This window comes from Streptomyces sp. WY228 (assembly GCF_019287315.1).
In the GTDB taxonomy this organism is placed as follows: domain Bacteria; phylum Actinomycetota; class Actinomycetes; order Streptomycetales; family Streptomycetaceae; genus Streptomyces; species Streptomyces caviscabies.
In genome coordinates, this window is record NZ_CP079114.1 from 7193434 (window position 1) to 7212488 (window position 19055).

At 70.4% G+C, this 19055-nt stretch carries 15 protein-coding genes and 1 tRNA gene; 12 read left to right on the forward strand and 4 right to left on the reverse strand.

Going from position 1 to position 19055, the window contains the following annotated elements:
• Positions 1 to 2: 2 nt before the first annotated feature.
• From eboE to KV381_RS31540, 3 genes are all read left to right on the forward strand, one after another.
• Entirely contained in the window at positions 3 to 1178 is a 1176-nt protein-coding gene (eboE, locus tag KV381_RS31530) for a metabolite traffic protein EboE (protein ID WP_098025537.1), read from the forward strand.
• Positions 1175 to 2593 (forward strand): nucleotide pyrophosphatase/phosphodiesterase family protein, encoded by a 1419-nt coding sequence (locus KV381_RS31535; protein ID WP_218786858.1) that lies wholly within the window; start codon positions 1175 to 1177, stop codon positions 2591 to 2593. Before eboE ends, KV381_RS31535 begins: the two co-directional genes overlap by 4 nt.
• A 63-nt stretch (positions 2594 to 2656) precedes the next feature.
• Complete coding sequence (locus KV381_RS31540; protein WP_030076100.1) at positions 2657 to 3751, forward strand: sugar phosphate isomerase/epimerase; 1095 nt, start codon at positions 2657 to 2659, stop codon at positions 3749 to 3751.
• A 95-nt stretch (positions 3752 to 3846) separates the two neighbouring features.
• Here KV381_RS31540 and KV381_RS31545 read toward each other — a convergent pair whose 3' ends face one another.
• Positions 3847 to 5151: a DUF2254 domain-containing protein gene (locus tag KV381_RS31545; protein ID WP_218786859.1), complete on the reverse strand. Its 1305-nt coding sequence runs from the start codon at positions 5149 to 5151 to the stop codon at positions 3847 to 3849.
• 175 nt (positions 5152 to 5326) lie between these two features.
• Here KV381_RS31545 and KV381_RS31550 point away from each other — a divergent pair.
• A tRNA-Leu gene (locus KV381_RS31550) sits at positions 5327 to 5414 on the forward strand.
• Positions 5415 to 5491: 77 nt separating this feature from the next.
• On the opposite strand, the gene KV381_RS31555 is transcribed toward KV381_RS31550, so the two are convergent.
• A complete protein-coding gene (locus KV381_RS31555; RefSeq protein ID WP_098025534.1) occupies positions 5492 to 5851 on the reverse strand; it encodes a hypothetical protein in 360 nt (119 codons plus the stop codon).
• A gap of 256 nt (positions 5852 to 6107) precedes the next feature.
• Between KV381_RS31555 and KV381_RS31560 the strand changes: the two genes are divergently transcribed.
• The 5 genes from KV381_RS31560 (at position 6108) to rbsD (ending at position 12068) form a co-directional block, all read left to right on the forward strand.
• Positions 6108 to 7124, forward strand: coding sequence for a LacI family DNA-binding transcriptional regulator (locus KV381_RS31560; RefSeq protein ID WP_218786860.1), 1017 nt, complete (start codon positions 6108 to 6110; stop codon positions 7122 to 7124).
• Positions 7121 to 8719 (forward strand): sugar ABC transporter ATP-binding protein, encoded by a 1599-nt coding sequence (locus KV381_RS31565; protein ID WP_030076105.1) that lies wholly within the window; start codon positions 7121 to 7123, stop codon positions 8717 to 8719. Before KV381_RS31560 ends, KV381_RS31565 begins: the two co-directional genes overlap by 4 nt.
• Positions 8709 to 10664, forward strand: coding sequence for a substrate-binding domain-containing protein (locus KV381_RS31570; protein ID WP_098025533.1), 1956 nt, complete (start codon positions 8709 to 8711; stop codon positions 10662 to 10664). The genes KV381_RS31565 and KV381_RS31570 overlap by 11 nt, the downstream gene beginning before the upstream one ends.
• A 94-nt stretch (positions 10665 to 10758) precedes the next feature.
• Positions 10759 to 11682, forward strand: coding sequence for a ribokinase (locus KV381_RS31575; RefSeq protein WP_086777536.1), 924 nt, complete (start codon positions 10759 to 10761; stop codon positions 11680 to 11682).
• Positions 11679 to 12068, forward strand: a complete 390-nt coding sequence (rbsD, locus tag KV381_RS31580; RefSeq protein ID WP_103538374.1) for a D-ribose pyranase — start codon at positions 11679 to 11681, stop codon at positions 12066 to 12068. The genes KV381_RS31575 and rbsD overlap by 4 nt, the downstream gene beginning before the upstream one ends.
• Before the next feature lie 110 nt (positions 12069 to 12178).
• Here rbsD and KV381_RS31585 read toward each other — a convergent pair whose 3' ends face one another.
• The gene (locus KV381_RS31585; RefSeq protein ID WP_218786861.1) at positions 12179 to 12832 is read right to left on the reverse strand and encodes a TetR/AcrR family transcriptional regulator; all 654 of its coding nucleotides are present in this window, start codon (positions 12830 to 12832) and stop codon (positions 12179 to 12181) included.
• 110 nt (positions 12833 to 12942) lie between these two features.
• On the opposite strand from KV381_RS31585, the gene KV381_RS31590 reads away from it, so the two are divergent.
• The gene (locus tag KV381_RS31590) at positions 12943 to 13335 is read left to right on the forward strand and encodes a VOC family protein (protein WP_086777534.1); all 393 of its coding nucleotides are present in this window, start codon (positions 12943 to 12945) and stop codon (positions 13333 to 13335) included.
• A gap of 142 nt (positions 13336 to 13477) precedes the next feature.
• Positions 13478 to 13858 (forward strand): hypothetical protein, encoded by a 381-nt coding sequence (locus KV381_RS31595; protein WP_218786862.1) that lies wholly within the window; start codon positions 13478 to 13480, stop codon positions 13856 to 13858.
• Between the two features lie 12 nt (positions 13859 to 13870).
• Here the strand turns inward: KV381_RS31595 and KV381_RS31600 are convergent, their stop codons facing one another.
• On the reverse strand, positions 13871 to 17152 hold the full coding sequence (locus KV381_RS31600; RefSeq protein WP_256995185.1) for a type ISP restriction/modification enzyme: 3282 nt from the start codon (positions 17150 to 17152) through the stop codon (positions 13871 to 13873).
• A 408-nt stretch (positions 17153 to 17560) separates the two neighbouring features.
• Here KV381_RS31600 and KV381_RS31605 point away from each other — a divergent pair, with 408 nt between their 5' ends.
• Positions 17561 to 19024: a hypothetical protein gene (locus KV381_RS31605; protein ID WP_218786864.1), complete on the forward strand. Its 1464-nt coding sequence runs from the start codon at positions 17561 to 17563 to the stop codon at positions 19022 to 19024.
• Positions 19025 to 19055 lie beyond the last annotated feature (31 nt).

Below are 19055 nucleotides of genomic sequence, written 5' to 3' on the forward strand. Positions count from 1 at the left end.
CCATGCGCTTCCGCCACCCGGACGGCTCCACCGTCCACCTCGCCTACTGCACCAACGTCCACCCCGCCGAAACCCTGGACGGCGTCCGCGCCCAGCTCCGCGACCACTGCGAACCCGTCCGCCGCCGACTCGGCCGGGACCGCCTCGGCATCGGCCTCTGGCTCGCCCGGGACGCCGCCCGCGCCCTGATCAACGACCCCGCCGAACTCCGCTCCCTGCGCGCCGAACTCGACAGCCGCGGCCTCGAAGTGGTCACCCTCAACGGCTTCCCGTACGAAGGTTTCGGCGCCGACGAGGTCAAATACCGGGTCTACCGGCCGGACTGGACCGAACCCGACCGGCTCGCCCACACCACCGACCTCGCCCGCCTCCTGGCCACCCTGCTCCCGGACGACGTCACCGAGGGCACCATCTCCACCCTGCCGCTCGCCTGGCGCACCCCCTACGACGGCGACCCCGAGGCCGCCCGCACCGCACGAGCCGCGCTCACCACGCTCGCCCAGCGCCTCGACGCCCTGGCCGAGATGACCGGCAAGTCCATCCGGATCGGCCTCGAACCGGAACCGGGCTGCACGGTCGAGACCACCGCCGACGCCATCGCCCCGCTCACCGACGTCGGGCACGACCGCATCGGCATCTGCGTCGACACCTGCCACCTCGCCACCTCCTTCGAGGACCCCGGGACCGCCCTCCACGCCCTGGCCGCCGCCGGCGTACGCGTCGTGAAGTCGCAGCTCTCCGCCGCCCTGCACGCCGACCAGCCCCACCTGCCCGAGGTCCGCTCCGCGCTCGCCGCGTTCGCCGAACCACGCTTCCTGCACCAGACCCGCACCAGCACCGCCGCCGGACTGCGCGGCACCGACGACCTCGACGAAGCCGTCACCGGCCGGGCGCTCCCCGACTCCACCCCCTGGCGCGCCCACTTCCACGTACCGCTGCACGCACCCCCCGCGCCCCCGCTGACCTCGACCCTGCCCGTGCTGCGCGACACACTCGCCCGGCTCGTCGGTGGTCCCGCGCCGCTGACCCGGCACCTGGAGGTCGAGACGTACACCTGGCAGGCGCTGCCGGCCGAACTGCGGCCCCGCACCCGCACCCAGCTCGCCGACGGCATCGCCGCCGAACTCACCCTCGCCCGCGACCTCCTGGTCGACCTCGGCCTCAAGGAACTGCCATGAGCGCGCCCGAAACCGGCACGGAAACCGCACAGGAGACCGGCGGCCCCACCCCGCTCCTCGTCCTCGACGTCGTCGGCCTCACCCCCCAGCTCCTGGCCCACATGCCGAACCTCCGGGCCCTGGGCGAGCAGGGCGCACAGGCACCGCTCTCCACCGTGCTGCCCGCCGTCACCTGCGCCGCCCAGTCCACGTTCCTCACCGGCGCCATGCCCGCCGAACACGGCATCGTCGCCAACGGCTGGTACTTCCGCGAGCTCGGCGACGTCCTGCTCTGGCGCCAGCACAACGGGCTCGTCGAGGGCGACAGACTCTGGGACGCCGCCCGCCGCGCCCACCCCGGCTACACCGTCGCCAACATCTGCTGGTGGTACGCGATGGGCGCCGACACCGACTGGACCGTCACCCCGCGCCCCGTCTACTACGCCGACGGCCGCAAGGAACCCGACTGCTACACCCGGCCCCCCGCCCTGCACGACGAACTGACCGACAAACTCGGCACGTTCCCCCTCTTCCACTTCTGGGGCCCCGGCGCCGACCTCGTCTCCTCCCAGTGGATCATCGACGCCACCCGGCACATCATCGCCACCCGCACACCCGACCTCGCCCTCTGTTACCTGCCCCACCTCGACTACGACCTCCAGCGCTACGGCCCCGACGACCCCCGCTCCCACCAGGCCGCCACCGACCTCGACCGGGCCATGGCCCCGCTGCTGGCCGACGCCCGGGCCGAGGGGCGTACCGTCGTCGCCCTCTCCGAATACGGCATCACCCGCGTCGACCGGCCGGTCGACATCAACCGCGCCCTGCGTCGGGCGGGCCTGCTGGAGGTCCACACCCAGGACGGCATGGAATACCTGGACCCGATGGCCTCACGCGCCTTCGCCGTCGCCGACCACCAGCTCGCCCACATCTACGTACGCCGCCCCGAGGACCTGGAAGCGACCCGGGCGGCCCTCGCGGACCTGCCCGGCATCGAGCAGCTGCTCGACGACGAGGGCAAGAAGGCGCACCACCTGGACCACCCCCGCTCCGGCGAACTGGTCGCCGTCGCGGAGAAGGACGCCTGGTTCACGTACTACTACTGGCTCGACGACGCCCGCGCCCCCGACTTCGCCCAGCTCGTCGAGATCCACCGCAAGCCCGGCTACGACCCCGTCGAGCTCTTCATGGACCCCCAGGACCCCTACGTCCGGGTCAAGGCCGTCTCTGCGGTCGCCCGCAAGAAGCTCGGCCTGCGCTACCGCATGGCGGTCGTCCCCCTGGACCCCTCACCTATTCGCGGCAGCCACGGCCGCCACCCCGAGAGCGACGACGAAGGTCCGCTCATCCTCTGCTCCACCCCCCACGCGCTCACCGAACGGGTCAGGGCCACCGAAGTGAAGGCCCTGCTCCTCCAGCTTGCCGGACTGCACTGACAACGCCCCGGCACCGCACAGCTCACCCCACGTCACCCATGTCACCAAGGGAGTCACGCGAACATGAGCCGCACCTCCAAGGACACCGAACTCGCCCGCAGACTGAGCCGCCGCAACATCCTCGGTGTCGCCGCCGGAGCCACCGCCGCCACGATCATCGGCACGGCGAGCGCCCAGGCCGACAGCCGCGACCGCGGCCAGGGACACGGCAAGGGCCACGGCCACGGACATGACCACGGCCACGGTCACGGGCACGGCAAGGGCAAGCCCGTCCTGCCGCCCGGCCGCCTCGGCATCCAGCTCTACAGCCTCCGCGACCAGGTCTCCACCCTCGGCTTCGCCCCCGTCTTCGCCGAACTGGAGAAGTACGGCTACGACGAGATCGAGTTCGCCGGCTACACCCAGGGCTCGGCGGGCGCCATCACGCTGGCCCAGCTCAAGCGGCTGGCCCGCGACCACGGCCTCAACCCGATCGGCAGCCACGTCGGCTACTACGACGACAACAACCCCGGCGCCTACACCTTCGCCCAGAACCTGGAGAAGGTCCTGGACGACGCCCAGGCGCTCGGCCTCAAGCACATCGGCACGGCCTCGGGCCCCTTCCGCTACGGCGACACGGTCGACGGCTGGAAGCGGGCGGCCGAGGACTTCAACACGTACGGGGCGGCCGCCCGTAAGCGCGGCATGAAGTTCTACCAGCACAACCACGCCGAGGAGTTCTCCTTCGCGACCGACAAGCCGCGCGTCCGCCTCTACGACGTGCTGCTCGAAGAGACCGACCCGGACCTCGTCTACCTGGAGATGGACATCTACTGGGCGTTCTGCGCCCAGTTCCGCTTCAGCAAGCGCGCGGACGGCAGTCCGGCCCCCCTCGACCCGCTGAAGTACGTCCTGAAGCACCCGAACCGCTACCCGCTGTTCCACGTCAAGGACGGTGTCCGCGACGAGACGACGCGCGACGGCTACCGCATGTCGGACGTCGGCGACGGGGACATCGACTACAAGACGTTCCTGTCCAAGGTCACACACCGGACGCACCAGGGCCGGACCTACCACCACTGGCAGACCGAGCACGACAACCCGGTCGAGTCGCTCGCCTTCGCCCGCAAGTCGAGCGAGCACCTGCACTCCCTGCGCGAGGGCCGCTGCGGCGACTGACCCGAGGGCCGCTGCGGCGACCGAGGTACGCGGCCGGGCCCGCCGGAACCACTCCGGCGGGCCCGGCCTCCGCCCCGCTCACCGCTCCGTGGCCACTACCCGATGCCCTGCCGGTCCGGAAGCAGGGCGAACTCCCGGTCGGCGGCCACCGCTACGTTCCGCTCCACGGTCTGCACGAGCAACTCACGATGCCTGAGCAGCGACTTCTTGCGGTCCTCCGGAGCGAGCAGCAGCAGGTCGTCGAGGCCGGCCATGAGCCGACGCGTCACCTGGGGACTTCCGGCGACACACCAGCGGATCTCCTCGAAGGCGAGGTCGACCAGGTCGTCCCACCCCGGACCGTCCTGCACGAGCCGCACCCGCCCGGCCCGGTCCCGGTGGTGGACGGTGCCGAGCGGCAGACGCGCCACCGCCGCGAGGAACTGCACGATCCGGTCCAGGCACTGCACGGCGGTGGTCGGATCGTTCACGGACGTCGACAGGGCCCGCAGCGCGATGTCCGTGAGCTGCCGCAGCCCGAACGCCAGATCCTGGTGCAGGGTGCGCTCCACCGAGACGGACACTGAAGACCGGAGCCGGTGCCGGGGTGGCACGGACCCACCGTGGACGGCGAGGACCGGCGTCCCCGGCACGACGAAGTCGCCGATCCGCGGGATGAGCCGCAGCACGACGTCCTGCCGCCGCGCGGCCCGGACCAGCCGCGCGGTGTTCACGTCCCGCAGCACCCCGGCCCGCCCCTCGTGCGTCACCCGCGCGGTCTCCGGCCCCGGATCGTCCTCGCCGCCCGGCCCCCTCGGCAGCCTGCCCAGCACCCGGAACGAGTCCCGCGCGATCTTGTCGACGACCGGCCCCACCTGCATCAGCCGCAGCGTCGCGCTCACATAGACGACGAAGAGCAGCAGACTCAGCCCGAGCAGCACCAGGATGAGCAGGCTCTGCACCAGCGGGACCGAAACCACCAGGCGCGGGTCGGTCTCGCTCTCGTACGAGGAGAGGACGAGCAGCGAGAAGAGGAACGTCGCCAGGAACACCGTCAGCGTGAGCTTGCTGATCCGGCTCCTGACGAAGATCCGCACCACCCGGGGCGTCAGCTGGCCGCTGGCCATCTGCACCGCGACCAGCGAGATGCTGAACACGACACCGATGAAGGTCATCATCGCGGAGCTGATCGTGGTGACGATCGTCTTCGCGTCCTGGGAGAACGCGATGAGCTGACTGAGCTCGTCGTACGCCTCCTCCCGCCGGAGCAGCGCGACGATCGCGTCGTCCAGCTCGGTGGCGATCAACCACAGCACGAACACGCAGACGAACCCCATGGTCGGGGCGGACCAGAACGTGTCACGCAGATGCTCACGCAGAGGGGACAGCGGACGGGGCCGGCGGTAGCCGCGATCACTCATGGACGCGAAGGTAGCCCCGGGAGCTCCACGGACCGGGGAGGCCGAGGTCGCATCGGCACGCCGCACCGCACTGACCACCAGATATGCACCGGATACGCAGGTGAAACGCACTCCGAACCCCTGGTATTGTTTTCCATGTCGCCGCGGGGAACACACCGCGAACGACAGACACCTTGTCCGGGTGGCGGAATGGCAGACGCGCTAGCTTGAGGTGCTAGTGCCCTTTATCGGGCGTGGGGGTTCAAGTCCCCCCTCGGACACCAGCAAGACCCCACATCACGTGGGGTCTTTTGCTTTGCCGGGCGCGCGGCGGCGTGGGCAGGGCGCCCGGCCGAATCGGTCACCCGGCGGAGAACCACGCGACCGCCGCCAGGACCAGCGGAACCGGGCAGGCCAGAGCTCCCAGCAGGAGGCTGCGTCCCTCACCGGACATACGCCGCACCGCCGGCGCCCGGCAGACTGCGACGAACACGCCCGCGCCACCGCACAGGACCGCGGAGCAGCACAGCAGGAAGCCGCCGACCGGCACGCCCGCCGCCGCGCTCCACAGTGCTGTCATCCCGACCATGAAGCACAGCCAGGAGAGGGACAGCGACGTGAGCAGCCACAGCGCCGCGGACAGCAGCACCACGCCGAGGTGCCGGGGCGGAGGCGCGATCCGGGCCGGCCGGTAGAGGGTGTCATAGGTGCGGGGATCCATGCCCTGATCCTCGCCGGGCGCCCGCCGTCCGGGCATGAGGCGGATGACTCAACCCACCGCGGGCCCGTACTCACTCCCCCCTCCCGTCACGATCCGGTCTCGGCCACGGGAGGGGGTCTTGCTTTCGGCCATGTAATCGATTCCAATCATCCGTGTAATCGATTCCACGGACGTCGTGCCGCCGGTTCTCACCGGTTCGTCGCCGATCACCCCCGGGTTTCGAGGTGTACGGAAACCACAAGGAGGTGGTCCGGACATGGCGGGCATCAAGGATGTCGCGGCCGAGGCGGGAGTGTCCGTCGCGACGGTCTCGCGCGTGCTGAACAGCCATCCGTCCGTCAGCGAGGAGGCGCGCACCCGCGTCCTCGCCGCCGTCGAGGCCCTCGGCTACCGGCCCAACGCGGTTGCCCGCTCGCTGCGCACGGCCCAGACCCGCACCCTCGGGCTGGTCATCAGCGATGTGCTCAACCCGTACTTCACCGAGCTGGCCCGCTTCGTCGAGGAGGAAGCCCGCGCGCTCGGCTACAGCGTCATCATCGGCAACGCCGACGAGCGGCCCGAGCTCCAGGACCACCACATCCGCACGCTCATCGACCGCAGGATCGACGGGCTTCTCGTATCGCCCGCCGACGGTGGTTCCCCGGTGCTGCGCGAGGTCGCCCCGAGCGGTACACCGATGGTCTTCGTGGACCGTTGGATCCCCGGCATCGACGTACCCGTCGTCCGGGCGGACGGTACCGGCGCGGTCAGGGATCTCGTCGCGCATCTGCACGGACGCGGTCACCGCAGGCTCGCCATCATCGCCGGGCCCGCGGCCACCACCACCGGCAACGAGCGGGTCGAGGCCTTCCGGGACGCGATGCGGGAGCTCGGGCTCGCCCTGCCCGACGCCTATATCGGGCAGGGCGACTTCCAGGCCGCCAGCGGCCGACGCGCCACCGAGAGGTTCCTGGCGCTGGACGAGCCGCCCGAGGTCGTGTTCGCGGCCGACAACCTGATGGCGCTCGGCGCGCTCGACGCCATCAGGGCCCACGGCCTGCGGGTGCCCGACGACATCGCGCTCGCGGCCTTCGACGACATCCCGTGGTTCGTCCACACCGATCCGCCGATCACCACCATCGCCCAGCCGACCGCCGACCTGGCACGGGCCGCCGTGCGCGCGCTGGCCGACCTGATCGAAGGGCGGACCCCGCAGTCCGTCACCCTGCCCGCCCGCCTCGTCGTACGCCGCTCGTGCGGCGGGGCCGCAACGAACCAGAGGAGCGACCGGTGACCCCACTGGAGGAGCAACCGGCCACCGCGCCGGACGAGTTGCTGCGCATCGAAGGTCTGCGTAAGACCTTCCCCGGCGTGGTGGCGCTCGACAACGTCGACTTCGACCTCCGCAGAGGCGAGGTCCATGTCCTGCTCGGCGAGAACGGCGCGGGCAAGAGCACCCTCATCAAGATGCTCTCCGGCGCCTACCGCCCCGACCGCGGCCGCATCCTGGCCGAGGGCCGCGAGGTCCGCATCGAGGGCGCCCAGGACGCCGAACGGCTCGGGATCGCCACCATCTACCAGGAGTTCAACCTCGTACCCGACCTCACGGTCGCCGAGAACATCTTCCTGGGCCGCCAGCCGCGCCGCTTCGGGCTTGTCGACCACCGGCGGATGCGCCAGGACGCGGAGCAGCTGCTGCGCCGGGTCGGCGTCGACGTACGCCCCGACGCCAAGGTCCGTGAACTGGGCATCGCCCGGCTCCAGATGGTGGAGATCGCCAAGGCGCTCAGCCTGGAGGCCCGCGTCCTGATCATGGACGAGCCGACCGCCGTGCTCACCTCCGAGGAGGTCGACAAGCTCTTCGCGATCGTGCGCCAACTCCGCGAGGACGGCGTCGGAATCGTCTTCATCACCCACCACCTGGAAGAGATCGCCGCACTCGGCGACCGCGTCACCGTCCTGCGCGACGGCCGCAGCATCGACCAGGTTCCGGCCTCCACCCCCGAGGACGAGCTCGTCCAGCTCATGGTCGGCCGCAGCATCGAGCAGCAGTACCCGCGCGAACGCCCCGACGCGGGCGACGCGTTGCTGTCCGTACGGGGGCTGACCCGCAACGGCGTCTTCCACGACATCAGCTTCGACGTGCACGCCGGTGAGGTCGTCGGCCTCGCCGGACTCGTCGGCGCCGGGCGTACGGAGGTGGCGCGCGCGGTCTTCGGCGCCGACCCGTACGACACCGGCACCGTCGACGTACGCGGCGAACGCCTCGCCCGGCACGACGTCCCGGCGGCCATGGGCGCCGGAATAGGCCTCGTGCCGGAGGACCGCAAGGGCCAGGGCCTGGTCCTCGACGCCTCCGTGCAGGAGAACCTGGGCCTGGTCACCCTGCGTTCCGCGACCCGCTCCGGACTCGTGGACCTCAAGGGCCAGCGCACGGCCGCCGCCCGCATCGCGAAGCAGCTCGGCGTCCGCATGTCCGGCCTCGGCCAGCATGTCCGCACCCTCTCCGGCGGCAACCAGCAGAAGGTCGTCATCGGCAAGTGGCTGCTGGCCGACACCCGGGTGCTCATCCTCGACGAACCCACCCGGGGCATCGACGTCGGCGCCAAGGTCGAGATCTACCAGCTCATCAACGAGCTGACGGCCTCCGGCCACGCCGTCCTGATGATCTCCAGCGATCTGCCGGAGGTCCTCGGCATGAGCGACCGGGTGCTGGTCATGGCCCAGGGCCGGATCGCCGGGGAACTCCCCGCGGACGAAGCGACCCAGGACGCCGTCATGGCCCTCGCCGTCGGCACCCAGGGCCCCGCCGACCCGCCCACCGACGCACCCGCGCCCACCGAACACCCCGCACCGAAGAAGGAAGAGGAGGGCCCCCGTGGCCACTGAGACACTCAAGAGTGACACGGGCACAGGGGGCACCTCCGTGATACGCCGCGTCCTGCTCGACAACGGCGCACTCAGCGCCCTGGTCGTCCTGGTGGTGGCGATGTCGCTGCTCTCCGGCGACTTCCTCACCACCCAGAACCTGCTGAACGTCGGCGTCCAGGCCGCCGTCACCGCCATCCTCGCGTTCGGCGTCACCTTCGTCATCGTCTCGGCGGGCATCGACCTGTCCGTCGGATCGGTGGCGGCCCTGTCCGCGACCGTCCTCGCCTGGTCGGCGACATCGGCGGGCGTGCCCGTCGTTCTGGCCGTCGTCCTCGCGATCGTCACCGGCATCGCCTGCGGCTTCGTGAACGGCGCGCTCATCTCGTACGGCAAACTCCCGCCGTTCATCGCGACGTTGGCGATGCTCTCCATCGCCCGCGGCCTCTCGCTGGTCATCTCGCAGGGCAGCCCGATCGCCTTCCCCGAGTCCGTCTCGCGGCTCGGCGACACGCTCGGCGGCTGGCTCCCCGTACCGGTCCTCGTGATGATCGCGATGGGCCTGATCACCGCGCTGATCCTGGGCCGCACGTTCATCGGCCGCTCGATGTACGCCATCGGCGGCAACGAGGAGGCGGCCCGGCTCTCCGGGCTCCGGGTCAAGCGCCAGAAGATCGTCATCTACGCGCTGTCCGGCCTCTTCGCCGCCGTCGCGGGCATCGTCCTGGCCTCGCGCCTCGTCTCCGCGCAGCCGCAGGCCGCCCAGGGGTACGAACTCGACGCCATCGCCGCCGTCGTCATCGGCGGCGCCAGCCTGGCCGGCGGTGTCGGCAAGGCCTCCGGCACCCTGATCGGCGCGCTCATCCTCGCGGTCCTCCGCAATGGCCTCAACCTCCTGTCCGTGTCGGCGTTCTGGCAGCAGGTCGTCATCGGCGTCGTCATCGCGCTCGCCGTCCTGCTGGACACGCTGCGGCGCAAGGCCGGTTCGGGAGCGGCCTCCTCGGCGGGCGCCGCACCCGGCGCACCAGGGTCCGGCCGCAAGAACGCGCTCAAGCTGGGCGGCGCCGCGCTCTGCGTGGCGGTCGTCGTCGGCGCGGTCTCCTTCTTCAACTCCGGTTCCTCCGGCGGCACGACGAAGGTCGGCATGTCGCTCTCCACGCTCAACAACCCCTTCTTCGTGCAGATGAAGGAGGGCGCGCAGGCAGAGGCCGAGAAGGCGGGCATCGACCTCACCGTCACCGACGCCCAGAACGACGCCTCCCAGCAGGCCAACCAGCTCCAGAACTTCACCAGTTCCGGCGTCTCCTCGATCATCGTCAACCCGGTGGACTCGGACGCCGTCGGACCGGGCGTCCGCAGCGCCAACAAGGCGGACATCCCCGTGATCGCCGCCGACCGGGGCGTCAACAAGGCGGACACCGCGACGCTCGTCGCCTCCGACAACGTGGCGGGCGGCAAGCTCGCCGCCGACGCGCTGGCCGACAAGCTCGGCGGCAAGGGCAGCATCGTCATCCTCCAGGGCACGGCGGGCACCTCCGCCAGCCGTGAGCGCGGAGCGGGCTTCACCGAGGGTCTGAAGGCGTACCCGGACATCAAGGTGGTCGCCAAGCAGCCCGCGGACTTCGACCGCACCAAGGGCCTGGACGTCATGACGAACCTCATCCAGTCGCACCCGGGCGTCACCGGAGTCTTCGCGGAGAACGACGAGATGGCGCTCGGCGCGGTCAAGGCGCTCGGCGACAAGGCCGGAAAGTCCGTCTCGGTCGTCGGCTTCGACGGAACCCCGGACGGCCTGAAGGCGGTCGAGGCCGGCACGCTCTACGCGTCGGTGGCCCAACAGCCCGCCGAACTGGGCAGGATCGCGGTACAGAACGCCGTGAAGGCGGCCAAGGACGAGAAGGTGGAGAGCACGGTGAAGGTGCCGGTCAAGGTGGTCACCCGCGAGAACGTCGCCGACTTCTCCTGAACCCGGCCCGCGGGGCCGGTTCTCCTGAACCGGTCCCGCGCACCGGCCTGGTGACTCCGGTGATCCCGGACCGACGAAAGCAGGAAGCACGCACATGCACGACAACGCCCCCGACGACCGGTACGACCTGCTGGTCGTCGGGTCGGCCAACGCCGACCTGGTGATCGGCGTCGAGCGCCGCCCCGCGCCCGGCGAGACGGTCCTCGGCTCCGACCTGGCCGTCCACCCCGGCGGCAAGGGCGCCAACCAGTCACTGGCCGCCGCCCGTCTCGGCGCCAGGACGGCCCTGCTCGCCCGGGTCGGCGACGACGACCACGGACGGCTGCTGCTGGAGACCCAGCGCGCGGCCGGCGTGGACACGGACGGCGTGCTGGTGGGCGGGGCGCCCACGGGCGTCGCGCTGATCACCGTCGACCCCTCGGGCGACAACAGCATCGTGGTCTCGCCCGGCGCCAACGGACGCCTCACGCCCGAGGACGTCCGGGCGGCGGCCCCGCTGCTGGCGGCCGCCCGGGTCATCTCCGTACAGCTGGAGATTCCGTTGGACACGGTGACCGAGACGGTACGCGGCCGGGGGCCGGACACCCGCCTCGTCCTCAACCCGTCGCCGCCCGCCCCGCTCCCCGAGGAGGTGCTCGCCGCCTGCGATCCGCTGGTGGTCAACGAGCACGAGGCGCGGTACATCCTGGGCGAGGGCGCGGGGGAGACGCCGCACGACTGGGCCCCGGCGCTCCTCGCGCTGGGCCCGCGCTCGGTCGTGATCACCCTGGGCGCGGCCGGCGCCCTGGTGGCCGACAGCCGAGCGGACTCCCTGGACCACCTCGTCAGCCCGAAGGTGGAGGCCGTCGACACGACCGGCGCCGGGGACGCGTTCACGGCCGCTCTCGCCTGGCGGCTGGGCCGGGGCGACGGCCTGCGGGAGGCGGCGGCCTTCGCGGTGCGGGTGGGCGCGGCGGCGGTCACGGCACGGGGGGCGCAGGAGTCGTTCCCGACGCTGGAGGAGGTCGACGCGCTGTGAAGAAGTCGGGCATCCTCAACCGCCACCTGGCGGGCGCGATCGCCGAACTCGGCCACGGCGACACCGTCCTGATCTGCGACGCCGGTATGCCGATCCCACCCGGCCCCCGCGTCGTCGATCTGGCCTTCCGCGCCGGCACCCCGTCGTTCGCCGAGGTGCTCGACGGCCTGCTCGACGACCTGGTCGTGGAGGGCGCGACGGCCGCCGAGGAGATCCGCGAGGCCAACCCGGAGGCAGCGGCGCTCCTGGACGGCCACTTCCCCTGGCTGGACGTGGTCCCGCACGACGACCTGAAGGCGCTGACGGCGACGGCCCGCCTGGTGGTCCGCACGGGGGAGGCGCGGCCGTACGCGAACGTGCTGCTGCGGTGCGGGGTGTTCTTCTGAGCGACTGACACGACGACGGCACGACGGTACGAGGACGGGCCGCCCCCGATGCGGGGTGCGGCCCGTCCTCTGCCGTCCCGGCGCCGATGAACCACCGTCCGCGGCCTCGCTCAGCCGGCCACGGCGTAGTCGCCGAGCGAGGGCCCGAGCAGATCGAAGGAGCGCTCCGCCTCCTCGGCCACGACCGCGGCGATCTCCGGGTTGGTCCGCCCGGCGAGCGTCAACTCCTGGATGCGTCCGAAGAGCACGCGGTGCACCCCGCCGAGCAGCGCCGCGACCGTATGCGGCGTGATGTCCCCGGCCGCCGCGCCCGTGGCGCTGCGGAGCACCTCGGCCAGGGCCTCTTCGCGGCGGTCGTGCAGTCCGCGCAGGCAGACCGTCAGCGTGGGACTGTCGGCGATCATCCGCGAGAACGCGGCCCCCGCGAACCCGGCGACCGGGTCCTGCGCGGCCACGGAGGCGAGGAAGGCGCGGCGCAGAGCCATCAGGGCCGACTCGCCCGGCGCCCGGTCGCCGACGGTATCGGCGAGGCTCGCGGCGAACGCGTCCTGATGGTCCAGGGCCATGTCCTCCTTGCGCGCGAAGTAGTTGGTCACCGTCTTCTTGGCGACCCGGGCCGCATCGGCGATCTCCGCGATGGTGGTGCGCTCGAAGCCCTGCTCGATGAAGAGCCGGGTGGCGTGATCGGAGATCAGCCGACGCGTCTCCCGCTTCTTGGACTCCCGGAGGCCCACCGCTCCGACGTCGTCAGTGTGGATGCTCATGAGAGAAGTTTACGTCGGTGGCAAGAATATCTTGACCGGCGAGGTGCGTCCGCCCTAAAGTTACGCTCGTCGTAAAAATCGCCTGCTGCAACGATCTGCAAGGAGCGCCCGTGCACATCGCCACCTCCACCGTCTCCCTCACCGTCGACGACGTAGTCGCCTCCAAGAGGTTCTTCACCGAGCACCTCGGCTACCAGGAGACGGCCGCCACCGAGGACTTCGCCTCACTCGCCCGCGAGGACGCCGCCGTCGACATCGTCCTCCTCCGCCGCGGCATCGAGATCCTGCCGGCCGACCAGCGGGATCAGCGCGCCTCCGGCCTGATCCTCGCCTTCACCCTCGCCGAAGGCCTGGACGCCGAGGAGAAGCGGCTGCGCGCCGAGGGCGTCGAGATCACCATGCCGCTGCGCGAAGAGCCCTGGGGCGAACGGCTCTTCCAGGTCACCGACCCCAACGGCGTGATCGTCCAGTTCGTCGAATGGGCGACGCCCGCGGAGGGGTGAGGCGCGTGCGGGAGGGGCGATGTGGCCGATGTCGACACACACATATAGGAGGTGCGAGACGTGTGCGAGTCCGCTTTCGTCGGTCTCGGCGCCTTCATGTGCTAGGCATGTCTGCATGTCTTCTCCAGCCCCTCTGCCACACGTGGACCTCACGGCTGCGCAGTGGCAACTCCTGGGCGAGTTGGTCTCCGCACCCCTCACCGATCCGTCGCGCAGTGTCGACAAGGTGGCAGCCGCGGCGGCACGCGGCCTCGACACGCGGCGGTTTCCGACCGATGCCGCCCTCCTCGCCTGGATGAAATTGGCTGAACGCAGTGGCGATCAGCTGATGGCGACCGACCTCGGGACCGCCCTCCACTATCGGCGTCTTCAGGAGTCGTTGGAGCTCCGGCTGAGCGAGGTGGTGAGGTACGCGGCAGTCAACGAGTCGTCGGTGCCACAGTTCGCGCGGAACGTGCGTCGCCTCGCCGACGGCTCCCTGTCGTTCGCGGACGCCATGAGAGAGCCCCGGCGAACGGCGTGAGCCTCGGCAGGGTCACCCGCCCCCCAGATCGGTGAAGAGGGCGCCGGTAGGGCGATGACGCGGCTTGCGGTCGCTCTCCCGACCGAGCAATACACCGGCCGTTGTCAGTTCGTCACAGGTGGAGACAGGCCCCGCCAGAATCTCGGCAAGAAGATCTCTCTGCGCCGGGGCCAGATCGGCGAGTCGACGCAGTACGGACAGAAGATCGAGCAAATCTTCCGTCCACTCGGTCGGCCAGCTCTCCACGTGCAGATCGTTCAACGGACTCGTCCTCTTGCTGGTCGGCTTCGCTTTCCGGTAGCCGAACCACTTGTTCACGATCCTCATGCCGCCCACGTGGTAGGTCCAGACGGCTTTGGGCACGGGAGCGAACGTACCGCTGCCCAGGTGCAGCGTCCCGGTCTCCGCCTCGTGCCGGATACGGTCCGGGACGTCGCGGCCGATGTTGGTCTCGTAGCGGACTTGCCGCGGATCTCCCCGGGGGAACCGGACATCGCCGAAGGGGCGGCCGGTCCCCGGATCGGCGCACCGTTCTCCGTACGTCGACGCCCACAGGATCTCGGCCCCGAGCGCCGTCGCCCGCTGCCACAGTGCCGGGTCCCTGGTCAGCGGCAGACGTACGCCCGGCGTGAGCAGTTCCTCCGCGAAGTGCTCGGTGAAGGCGCTGTGTGCGGTGACGGCGACGATGTAGGCGGCCAGGTCTGCCGCGCTCACCGACCCCGCACCTGTACTGCGTGAGAGATGGGACAGCAGGCCCGCTGGGACGTTGGGCGTGCCGTCGGGGTGCAGGAGAGGCATCACGCGGCCGCCACGGCCGTTGAAGTGGTGTGTGTCCGGTATGAGATGGGTGGCCACGACCGCAGGGCCCGAGTCGATCTCGTGCGAAGACTGCTGGTTGAGGAAGATCTGATCGGGCTGAACCGATGCCCAGAGGCTTGGCCGCGGGTAGTCGATCACACGGTTGTCAGCGATCAGCTGGTGTCGGTCGAAGCTGCGCAGAGAGATGCACGCCAGCTCTGGGCGGGTGTCGGTCTCGCTTCCGACCGTGCGAGGGTGGGCAGGTAAGCCGGGCAGTGGATCGCGCTTGCTGTTCAGGTCGCGGTCGCGGGTCTCCTTGAACAGCATGGACTTGGCCGCCGGATCAGGCTCGCGCACCAGTTTTGTCCACCGGCGCCTGAGAGTCTCTGCCGAGGGGCTGCTGACCCAGGACCGGTTCGCCTTGAATCCGGGACTGCCCCAAGGCAGAAGGTCGTTCAGGGCGGGGAAATCCTGCCAACCTGATGAAGTGAGCGGTGTGAACGGAAGCACTCCCTCGGCGTGCGTTTCCCTCCATCCGCCGTCGCCCAGCCGGATATCGCGCAGCTGCCGGAACTTCTCGTCGCGACTGCCGGCCACGGCACGGTAGTGCACCCGCGCCTGGCGGACATCCGTTCCCGTCGGCTCCCCGGCTCTGCGGACGAAGACGCAGATGGCGAGGGGCTGGGCGACGCCGGGGAAGACGCGGGTGGCGACATCGGCGCGGTGTCCTTCGGGCGAGAGGTTAATGACCCAGCCCTCATCGCAGGTTTGGCGCAGATAGCTCCTCATGCCCCGTCCGCCCGGGCCTGTGGTCCACCCTGACGGGCTGATGAAGCAGACGACACCGTGCCGGTCGTCCTGGTGTGCGTCGAACACTTTCCACGTCGCCCAGCGCCAGAAGTAGATGTACATGTTCTTGAGCACGTGCTCGTAGCGGCCGTTTCCTGGCAGTCGGAATCCGTCCAACAGCGGAGCGGTCCGGCCGTGATCATGCTTCTCCACCCAGCCGCCGCGGTTCTCGGCCTTGTCGTCGTAGGGCGGGTTGCCGATGACCACATTGACCGGCGTGCTGGCCTTGATCCTGTTGGCGCGACGCCGGGATGCGGCCAACGCGTCGTACGACAGGTATGAGTCCTCGACATAGGGGTTGTCGAGGGTGTCCGTGACGAAGAGGCTGAGGCCTCCCTCGGGCAGCGCTGATCCGTGGCGTTTCAGGAGGTCCGACGTCCGCAGCTCAGCCACGGCGTAGGGCCCCATCTGCAGCTCGAAACCATAGAGGCGCGTGGCGAGGCGCGATATGGCGTCAGCGGCCATGGCAGGGCCGGATCGGTCAGCGGCTTGCTCGGCCACTCGGTCGATGATGGTGTGCAGATACGTCCCCGTGCCCATGGCCGGGTCCACGATGTGTACGTCTTCCCCTCCGAACCCGGTGTGCTGGTCGAGACGGGTGTGCAACACATCCTCCGTGAGACGAACCATCTCCTCCACCACCTGATGAGGGGTGTAGTACGAGCCGCTCCGCTGTCGAAGCTCCGGGTCGTACACGGTGAGAAAGTGTTCGTAGAGATGGAGATAGGCGTCCCGGTTTCCGGCTCTGATCGCGGGCCAGTCCACCTTGGCGATCGTTCGCTGCAGGAGATCGAGCGTCACGCTGAAACGCTCGTTGACATTGTCGGTGAGGAGCTGAAGTGCCCGGCCCATGAGCGCGTGATCCGCGTTGAGGCTGCGGCCGACATCATGCAGCCCGACGTCTTCCAGGAGCAGATCCTCCGAGCGGGCGAGGAGCAGCGCGAAGGTGACCGCCTGGGCGTAGCCGTCGGCGAAGGTGGCGTTGTCGGCGGATGGGAAGAGCAGCCGACGCCACTCGTTCTTGAGTCCGGTGAACGGCCTGGCGCCTAGGTCGTCGTCGGCGTGCGGTGACTTGGCCTCGGCCTGGAGCTGTTCCAGCACGGCTGATCGCAGCAGTCTGCACAACGGGGCAAGATGGTGGACCAGGCGGGACACATTGGAGATGTGCGGTGGCTTCCAGTTGAGGAAGACCCTCAACAAGGCGTCGAAGGCAGCGGGATCGGTCGGCGCGAGCTTGTCTCCCGCGCTTCGGAGCGTCCCTCTGAAGTACACCGGCTCGCCCAGCTGTCGCCCGTCGCGGAACAGGCGCCATTCCGTCCCGTTGGAGTACAGCAGGTTGGGCAGATTGCGGAGCTTCTCCCACTGTTCGCGGTTCGCCTTGTTGAAGGTGCTCGGATCCACTGACAGTGCGGGCTTCTTGAGTTCGATATAGCCCGTCAGGTCACCGCCGGCCCGGACGGCGTAGTCGGGGCGGACGCCGAGGTCCGCGATGCGGTACTCGTCGTGCCAGGTGACTTCGTGCTGATCATGCCTTTCGCCGACCGCCCGCAGCAGATTCTCGAGCGGTCCACGGATCGCGGCTTCCTCGCTGCCGCCACCGGACAACTTGGTCTTCGACTGACGGCCGAACTCTGCTACGGCGGCCAACAGCCAGCCGTAAAGCCCTTCTGACATATTCCCCCCGGGTCGCGTCAGACGGAGCCTAGCTACGCATGGTGTGCGGCGGAAGACGGTCTGTTACTGCCGGGGTGGTGGGGGTCAACGGGACTCAGGGGATACCGATTCTGATCGGATCAGGCGTACCGTTCCCGTGTTCCCGACTCGGTCTGCGTGCTGGGCGTGCCGGCCCCGGCACCTGCTCCGGTGCCATGCGCTGGAAGGTTCCGATGGGGAGTGCCGGTAGTGACCTGCGCGGCGGTGTGAGTGCTCTGCCAGGGTCGGGCATTGCTCCGTCGGAAAAAGGACCTGGCGGAACTCGGTGCCCGGAGTTACGCTTCCCGCGATGACTCACTCCATGAACAGATTGGGGGACCCGTCCGCGCAAGGTGAGTGCTGATGCTCACTTCGATCGCGAATCGGGATTTCCACCCGTCCTTCCCGCCTTCCCCCTTCTTCCCGTCGTTCTGGCCTCGCGTACGCGAGTTCGCCGTGCCGGCCTCGATGATCGAGACGGCGACCGCCCGCCGAGAGGCCGGGGACTGGGCAGGAGCGTGCGCCGCGGCGGGCGTCGACATCGATTTCCGCCTCCGGTCCGTGGCGCGCAGCCACGGCCGGGAACGCGCCGCCCGGATCCGGGCGGACCTTCGCCATCTGGCCCCCGACCTCCTGCGCTGGCATCTGCCGAGAATCGCCCCGCACGGGCTGTTGCGCCCGGGGCTGACGACCGCGCTGGCCCGCTACGACGCACCCGGGCGCGATGGGCCGAGCCCCTTGCATCTGGTCGTCCGGACCCCGCCCGCCTGGGCTGACGCCGGGCAGCGGATCAGTCTCGCGCTGTGGGACGGGTCGCACACCGAACCGGGCGCCCGCCGTCACCCTCACCCGCATCCGAACCGGCGCTACCGTCTCGATCTGCACCGGCATCTGTGGGATGCGCGCAGGGTTGATGAGCTGCGGACGCGTGCCGGAGCCGACGGATCGTCACGTGCTGGTGCCGTCCGTGGTGTTGAACCGGATCTGTGGCGCGTCGTGCCGCCGGACCGGCACTGCGCCGTTGAACGGTGGGCGGCGGAGGCGGCGATCCTGCTCCGGGCCGAGGGGCTGGGGCCGGGCGGAACGGTGGGCGTGCGGCTGGGCGGCCGGCGGCGGCTTCTCCTGCGTGTGGAGGCCGGGGAGGAAGGCGGGGGCGGAACGGCGGTCGCGCGGATCGCGGCCGTGACCCCGGACCCGGGCGCGTCCACCTCGCCGGTGCTGCCGGACGCGGCCACCTGGGTGCTGCCCGATCTCGATCTGCTCCGTACCGGGGCGATCGAGGCCGGCCGGTTGCACCCGCTGGTCGCGCGGGCCCTCGTGCCGGATCTGCCGCCGCCGGATCCGGCGGCGGCTCGCTCTCGCGACGGTGAACCGGCCGGGGCGCCGCGCCTCGTGGAATGCCGGGGGGCCCAGCACCGGATCGGCCTGGTCGAAGGGGCGCTCGCTCCGCTGGATCACGACCCGGCCGAGATCCGCCGTGAGGAACTGCTGGTCGCCCTGACCGGTACTCCACTGCCCTGTCTCCAGGCCATCGACGAGGCGCACCGGCGGCCGGACTGTCTCACCGGGGTGCGTGAACGCCTCGACCACGGGGACATAGCCGGTGCCCTGGCCGTCGTCGAGGGGCTGCTCGGGCCCGGAGCGGTCATGAGGAACGGTCCTCTGCGGGACGAACTGGAGGCCGCCGCGCAACGGCGGATCACCTACGGGCTGTTCCGGGCCGACCTGCTCGGGCCCGGCCCCATCCGCCACCGCTCCGACGCTCGCCGCATCGTCGACCCCCGTCCGCGCCGGGAACGGCGCCCGCGCCGCACAGCCGACCGCTGACCCCGGGGCTCAGGGCCGCGCCCGTCGGCTC